At 41.1% G+C, this 5950-nt stretch carries 7 protein-coding genes; 6 read left to right on the top strand and 1 reads right to left on the bottom strand.

Annotated features, from left to right (window positions below):
- Window positions 1–305: 305 nt before the first annotated feature.
- A complete protein-coding gene (locus LIX84_RS22935) occupies window positions 306–443 on the bottom strand; it encodes a hypothetical protein (RefSeq protein WP_226422238.1) in 138 nt (45 codons plus the stop codon).
- Window positions 444–1358: 915 nt separating this feature from the next.
- Between LIX84_RS22935 and LIX84_RS22930 the strand changes: the two genes are divergently transcribed.
- The 6 genes from LIX84_RS22930 to LIX84_RS22905 all read left to right on the top strand — a co-directional run bounded on the left by LIX84_RS22930 (window position 1359) and on the right by LIX84_RS22905 (window position 5878).
- Entirely contained in the window at window positions 1359–1811 is a 453-nt protein-coding gene (locus tag LIX84_RS22930; RefSeq protein ID WP_226422237.1) for a hypothetical protein, read from the top strand.
- A 146-nt stretch (window positions 1812–1957) separates the two neighbouring features.
- Window positions 1958–2506 carry a hypothetical protein gene (locus tag LIX84_RS22925; RefSeq protein WP_226422236.1) on the top strand — a complete coding sequence of 183 codons (549 nt, stop codon included), beginning with the start codon at window positions 1958–1960 and terminating at the stop codon, window positions 2504–2506.
- Between the two features lie 139 nt (window positions 2507–2645).
- A complete protein-coding gene (locus LIX84_RS22920) occupies window positions 2646–3161 on the top strand; it encodes a lipocalin family protein (RefSeq protein WP_226422235.1) in 516 nt (171 codons plus the stop codon).
- A 115-nt stretch (window positions 3162–3276) separates the two neighbouring features.
- On the top strand, window positions 3277–3771 hold the full coding sequence (locus tag LIX84_RS22915; protein WP_140243600.1) for a GNAT family N-acetyltransferase: 495 nt from the start codon (window positions 3277–3279) through the stop codon (window positions 3769–3771).
- Window positions 3772–3919: 148 nt separating this feature from the next.
- Window positions 3920–4450, top strand: coding sequence for a hypothetical protein (locus tag LIX84_RS22910; RefSeq protein ID WP_048626499.1), 531 nt, complete (start codon window positions 3920–3922; stop codon window positions 4448–4450).
- Between the two features lie 105 nt (window positions 4451–4555).
- Complete coding sequence (locus tag LIX84_RS22905) at window positions 4556–5878, top strand: hypothetical protein (protein WP_226422234.1); 1323 nt, start codon at window positions 4556–4558, stop codon at window positions 5876–5878.
- Window positions 5879–5950: the final 72 nt, after the last annotated feature.

Here is a 5950-nt window from a genome sequence, read left to right as displayed (position 1 = left end):
GCTAACAGTTCGTAATTGTCGTCAAATGTTGTCGGAAGATGATGTGTAAAACTGCGTTCTAACAAAGCATTTAAGAGTGATTCCCAACGCTTGGCATTTTTCATTCCATCGTTGGGTTTTGTGTTTACGGTGGCATGGTTTAGGTTAGGTGGTAGCGTTGCTCACACCTTAATGCGGCGTTATGTTTACTTGTATTTCAATGGCTTAAAAATTCTGCGATCTCTGTTCTTTGTCCCTTGAGCCATTCGTTCGAGTTGCCTCAGCAAATCCGCATTGTCGGCCTAATTTCGTGAATTCCTCAGCCCTTAAAACATGTCAATGTTCGCGGATTGCTTCATTTGCAGGTCGTGGCGGTTGGTTTCAAATTTCACGGGTTCTAAGTCGCTTTGAGCGTATTTGCCAATCAGCATATCGGCTTGGCAGTTGCCTCGGCAATTTGCCATTGTTCTGCGCTTTGGTAGGAAAGAGAGGGCGCTTGTTGAACGTTTGTCGGGTTGCCTCATTGGGCAGGGAAGTGGAATTACGCGTTTGGTGTTTCGTGCGTGTGGCGGTCAAGTGAGGTTTGGCTTGTGATTCACTTCTTGAAATACGTCTAACAATGCAGTTCTTTCCCAAATAAATCAGTCATTTGTGGTAAAACATAACAAACAATTCAAGCAGACCCTCAACGCGTGGCACTTTTGGTTTGCGTCGGGTTTAATGTTTACGGCGCAATGCGGAAGGTGAGCCAGGGCGTTTCGGGCTACTTAATTGGGCGTTATGTTTACTTGTATTTCAAAGGCTTAAAGTTCTTAAGCTTCAGTTCTTTGTCCCTCTGGCAGTTCGCCCCTAGTAGACTCAGCAAATCAATGTTGTCGGCCTAAATTCTTGAATTACTCGGGCCGTAAAACATGCCAATGTTCGTGGGTTGCTTCATTGTCAGGTCGTGGCGGTTGGTTGTAAATGTAACTGGCTTTAAGTCGCTTTTAGGTTCTTAGCTAATTAGCATCCTACCTTGGCAGCTGTCTCGGCAATTTGCCATTGTCTGCGCTGGTGTGAGAAGAGACTAGGGTAGTTGTTGAATGTTTGTCGTGTTGCCTCATTGGGCAGGGAAGTGTTCATACTTGCTTTAGGTTGGGCGCATTTGGCGACCAAGCGAGTGCTTGCTCTGTGATTAAGTTCAGAAAGCTAAGTCTAAATCGCAGTTCTTTACCAAGTAAATCATGCGTTTGTGGTAAAACATAACAAACAATTCAACAGTGATTCGCAACGCTTGGCGCTCTCACTTCGGGTTGAATTTAGTGTTTACGGCGCAGTGCTCAAGTTCAGTGTTTGCGCTGCTCACACGTTAATTGGGCGTTAGGCTAAAAAGGTTAACTATGGATTTATACCGAGAATATGGCAAAGCGGCGCTCGCTGCAGCTGGATTGGAAAATAAGCTGATATTGCTGATTGCGTTGCATCGAAGTGAAAACCAAAGTGATGAAATGTTCACCAGAGAGTATGAGGGACTTCATCGTAAAACTTTAGGTGGTCTTATAAAAGAGGCTCAAAAGTCTTCAATTTTTACTGAAAGTTCAAATGAAAATTTGAAACTCATATTAGAACATCGAAATTGGATGGTTCATCATATAGCCCGAGATATGCTTGGGTATGTTGTTCAAGAAAAAGGTATGGAAAAGCTAGAGTATAACTTGCGCGAGCTTGCAGCGTTTTTTAATGGAGCTTCGGAAATGTGTTGGCAAGAAATACAGAAGCTTACAAAGGATAGGGGCATAAATCAGGAACCTTTGCAAAAAGCCATAAACGAAGCTCTTGATGCTCAATTTTAGCCTAACAAAGCGTTCAAGACGGATTCACAACGCTTGGCGATCTCAGTTCTAGTCGGGTTAAGTGTTTAAGGTACAATGGTTTAAGCTTGGTGGTTGGCGTTGTTCACCACTTAACGCGGCGTTATGAAGCAAGGCGGATAATCATTATGAGTCCTTCAATAAAAATGATAGTAAAAGAGCTGTTTATAATAAGCTTTACGGCGGTATTAACAGCATACGTGACAGTCGTATGGTGTGGCTATGATATTGAAAGTAAAAAGTCTGAGCTTGAAATAGAGCGTACATTGTTTAACAACCAAATTAAAATAGTGAGTGAATTGGCTGAAAAAGCGGGTGTATTGCACTATTCTGCCGCTCAATATCGACAATACGACTTACTTGTAAGTGAATTTGGGTTATCAAAAGCAGCAGCGGAAGCAGCCAATGCAATGCAAGCAACTAAGCTAACTCAAGAGCAAATAGTTACAGTTCAGTCTGACTTTATAAAAATACTCTTTAAATCAAAGCCTTTTATTTCAGATGAAATTTTCACCTCGTTTTCAATGTATGGGATCGCAATTAATGAGTTTATTCATCTTGCTAATCCAGATAGTCATACACTTAAGCAAGACTATGAGCGTGCTGGAGAGTACTACGTTGAGGGCGTCGAACTTATTCGGAAAAAATATGAGGTTTCGTCAGAAAAAGCTTCATAACAAGCAATTTAAGAGGGATTCACAACGCTCGGCATTTTCTCTTCTACTTCAAATTTAGTGTTAATGGCACAATGCTTTAGGTGTGGGTGGTAGCATTGTTCACCCCTTAATTGGGCGTTAGGTTTTTACGGAGGAAGCTATGAGAAAAGTACTTCTGTTCATAGTTTTATTATCGCTAGTTGGTTGTTTAGGCATGCCTAAAACAATACAACCAGTTAAGGATTTCAAGCTTAATAATTATTTAGGTCAGTGGTACGAAATAGCTCGCTTAGATCATTCGTTTGAACGAGGTTTGAGTCAGGTCACTGCCGAATATAGATTGCGTAAAGATGGCGGTGTTTCGGTGTTGAACCGCGGTTATTCCGCAGCAACCCAAGAATGGAAAGAAGCGGAAGGTAAAGCATATTTCGTTAACAGCTCTGACGAAGGGTATTTGAAAGTGTCGTTTTTTGGTCCATTTTATGGCTCATATGTGGTCTTTGACCTAGAAAAAGAAAACTACGAATATGCTTTTGTATCAGGTCCGAACAATGATTATCTTTGGTTGTTATCGCGGTCACCGAGTGTAAGTGCAGATATCATCGAAAGGTTTGAAGAACTGGCTAAACAGAACGGTTTTGATGTTGAGCAATTAATATACGTGGAACAAAAATAAACCTAACAAGGCGTTTAAGAGTGATTCCAAACGCTTGCCGGTTTCGCTTCGCTCAAGTGTGGCAAACGCTTGTCACACCTTAACGCAGCGTTATGTGCTTTTGAGGAAAATTGACATGGAAGTAGTAGAAGCGAGTCCAGATTTAGCTCCAATATTAGCAAGTTACGCGAAAGAATGTTTGGAGTCGGGTATCCCTAAATATTCCGGCGTTGAGCAAGATCCTGAAGCTTATTTATCCGGTTTGGTTGAACGTTCTAAGGCAACTTCTGAGTTACCAAACGGTTATTTACCCAGCACAACTTATTATTGCGTATCTAACTTCGAAATCTTAGGCGCTATTCGAGTTCGTAAAGGTACTAATGCCAACGTAGAAAATGCCATTGGGCATGTTGGCTACGAAACTAGACCGTCAGTTCGTGGTAAAGGTGTAGCCTCATTTCTGCTCGCTTGGGTGCGAGACCATATAGTCACTGACTCAGTTATTGTTACTTGTTCAATTGACAATCCAGCGTCCCAAAAGGTTATTGAAAACTGTGGCGGTGAGTATCTTGGCAACTACACAAGTGAAACCGAGGGCACTGTAAGGCGCTACCGTTTAGCACGCACATAACAAAGCGTTCAAGAGGGATTCTCAACGCTTGGCAGTTTTGGTTCAAAGTTTGGCTTTTGTGATTATGGCACAATGGTTTAGGTCAGGTGGTGGCGTTGTTCACCCCTTAACGCGGCGTTATGTGCCACCAGAGTTTTGAGGCAATAAATTGAAGTATAAAGACTTGTCGAAAATTGCACTAGATCCATATAGCACAGATAAGAGTATCGATTTACTCAAGCTGCATGGGGTTAGTGCGCCTGATTCTGTGATTGAACAGTTTTATATTGATCATAATGCCAACAGTCGCTTTTTAGCTCTCTACGGTGATCTATCACTTCCTGATCTAAAGTGGGAGCTAGTTGATTTTGATACGACGAAGTTTTTGCAGATAGGTAGCAATGCTTCATTTCCTGATTTCCTTGAGGAGGTATCTGAAGATGCATCGCATTTCAACGACGTTGGAGAGGCAGTGATTGATTGCCGAGAGGAAGTACTCAATCATTGGAAAAAGCATGGCACTTGGTTAACTCCACCGATATTTCTAGATGCAAATGTTCTTGGTGGTAAATCTGGCATACCTCATTTAGTTGAGGGGCATTCAAGGGTTGGGTGCCTGCTTGGTATTCAAAAATATAAAATCATTCCTTTGGCTGACAGGCACAAAGTGTATTGGGGCTCTATTCGCAAAGGCACATAACAAAGCATTTAAGAGTGATTCGCAACGCTTGGCGCTTTCGCTTCGCTCAAGTATAGCCAAGCGCCGCTCACACCTTAATGCGGCGTTAAATGCTCGGGGAGATTTGTGGATATTTTGAATAACCGAGAAATTGCTATAGCACTATGGCTTCTAGCAATTTCAGTATATGTTTACTTTTCGCCAAAGATGGTGGAGGTCAGAAGTGCTTTTAGCAAGCTATTGCAAACTTTCTTTGTCTCTCAGATAGTATCTGTACTTGGGCTAATGATTGTCTATATGGCAATTGTAATATCTGTACTTTCAGAGTTGGCTTTATGGAATACAGAACAAATAAAAAATACAGTATTTTGGTGTTTTTCTGTTGGTTTTCTGTCTTTGTTCGAAATTGATAAATTGAAAAAAGATAGGATCCATTTTAAACGCTTAGTTGTTGATAACTTGCAATTACTGGCGGTTTTCCAATTTGTTGTAGGCGTATACACTTTTCCTCTTTTGATTGAAGCCATATTAGTTCCTTTGTTGGTGTTCATTGGTATTTTATTGGCTGTCGCCAAAACAGATGAAAAGTATTACCAAGTTAAGAAAGTTCTAGAATACCTCCTATTTATGTTTGGTGTGGTATTAGTCTGTTATACATTGTATATGTTGGTCACTGATTTTGGTGAATTTGGGAACGAAAAAACGGCGTATGACTTTATCGTTCCTCCGTTGCTAACATTATGTTATTTACCGTTCATCTACATGTTCTTGGTGTATACGACATATGAACAGGTCTTTTCTCGTCTTACATTTTCTATTAAAAAGCCTGTCTACAGACGTGTCGCTAAGATCTATGCGGTTGTATTGTTCAACTTTCGGCTCACGCTTCTTGAACGATGGGCGCATGAAGTCGCTAGAGGCAACTTGGAATCGCACTCCGATCTTATTGACTCCATTAAACACATATTTAAGGTGAGTATCGCTGAAAAAAATCCAAAGAAAGTTGATAAGTTAAAAGGTTGGAGCCCTTATGAGGCCAAAAGTTTTTTGGCAACCCAAGAGTTGAGCACGGGTTACTACAACAAAATTTCCGAAAATGAATGGTGGGCATCTTCTCAAATGTTAGAGCTTAACGATGGAATCCTTCCAGATAATATTGCTTACTATGTTGAGGGCTCGGAACACATTGCAAAAACATTAAAGCTAAAAGTTAACATTAATGACGTTTCTAGGGTAACCCAAGCTTGTGTAAAACTGACTGTAGTGGCTGAAGTACTACACGAGTCAAGCCTAAGCCTTCCTCTATCGGAACATATGAAAAGTGCCATTTTGTCGTGCAGTTCATATTCTGAGGTGGTTGGAAATAAAAGTATCTCTTTGACAGTTGAACACTGGGAAAATCACAAGTTAAAAGGATTAGAACTTAAGTTTGTCGTATCAAGCATTTAACAAAGCATTTAAGAGTGATTCGCAACGCTTGGCAGTTTCGCTTCGCTCAAGTATAGCCAAGCGCTGCTCACA

It is taken from the genome of Vibrio sp. E14 (assembly GCF_020515785.1).
Taxonomy (GTDB): Bacteria; Pseudomonadota; Gammaproteobacteria; order Enterobacterales; family Vibrionaceae; genus Vibrio; species Vibrio diabolicus.
The sequence above is the reverse complement of the archived record's forward strand: the minus strand, read 5'-3'. Positions and strand labels throughout refer to the sequence as shown.